The organism is Sphingomonas sp. Ant H11, assembly GCF_000797515.1.
Classification (GTDB): domain Bacteria; phylum Pseudomonadota; class Alphaproteobacteria; order Sphingomonadales; family Sphingomonadaceae; genus Sphingomonas.
Genome location: NZ_JSBN01000184.1, coordinates 1 through 1154 on the forward strand (window position 1 = coordinate 1; position 1154 = coordinate 1154).

Sequence of the window (1154 nt, forward strand, 5' to 3'; positions counted from 1 at the left end):
CCCTCCCGCAAGCGGGAGGGGAGAAGGATTAGAAGATGACGGCACGAGAAACCTTGTTGGCCGAAGCGGCCAAGCGCATCCTCATCACCGATGGCGCGTTCGGCACCGAGATCCAGAATTGGAAGCTGTCCGAGGCGGATTATGCCGGCGACCTGGGCCTGACCAAGGACCAGAAGGGCAATAACGACATCCTCGCGCTGACCAAACCGGCGGTGCCCGAGGCGATCCACCGCGCCTATTTCGAGGCGGGCGCGGACATTGCCGAGACCAACACCTTCTCGGCCAACCGCATCAGCCAGGCCGATTATGCCGCCGAGCATCTGGTGCGCGAGATCAATGTCGAGAGCGCGCGGCTCGCGCGGCGGCTGGCGGATGAATATCAGGCCAAGGACGGCCGCCCGCGCTTTGTTGCAGGGGCCGTTGGGCCGACCAACAAGACGCTGTCGCTCAGCCCCGATGTCAACGATCCGGGCTTTCGCGAGATCGACTTCGATTATCTCAAAGGCGTGTACCGCGAACAGACCGACGCGCTGATCGAGGGCGGGGCGGATTTCATCCTGGTCGAGACGGTGTTCGACACCTTGAACGCCAAGGCCGCGATCATGGCGGCGCTGGAAGCGGGCGAGGCGCTGGGCCGCGACGTGCCGATCATGCTGTCGATGACGCTGACCGACCTTTCTGGCCGCAATTTGTCTGGGCATACGGTCGAGGCATTCTGGCATGCGGTGCGCCACGCGCGGCCGGTGACGATCGGGCTCAATTGCTCGTTCGGCGCGGAGCAGTTGCGCCCGCATGTGCGCACGCTGGCGGGCATCGCCGACACCCTCATCATGGTCTATCCCAATGCCGGGCTGCCCAACGAACTGGGCGAATATGACGAAATGCCGGCGACGACGGCGGGGCTGGTCGGCGAATGGGCGAGCGCGGGGCACGTCAACATCCTGGGCGGTTGCTGCGGATCGACGCCTGCGCACATCAAGGCGATTGCCGAGGGTGTGCGTGGCTGACGCCGCGCGTGCTGCCGGTGCCGCCGGTGGTGACGCGGCTGGCCGGGCTGGAGCCGATGACGATGGCGGCATAGCAATTCTCCCTCTCCCCGCTTTGCGGGGAGAGGGTGCCGAGCGAAGCGAAGGCGGAGAGGGCAGGTGAGTCGA

General features: G+C 65.6%; 1 pseudogene. It reads left to right on the forward strand.

Annotation, left to right across the window (positions count from 1 at the left end):
• The first annotated feature begins 35 nt into the window (after nucleotides 1–35).
• Nucleotides 36–1081, forward strand: a pseudogene (locus NW75_RS21275) (homocysteine S-methyltransferase family protein).
• Nucleotides 1082–1154: the final 73 nt, after the last annotated feature.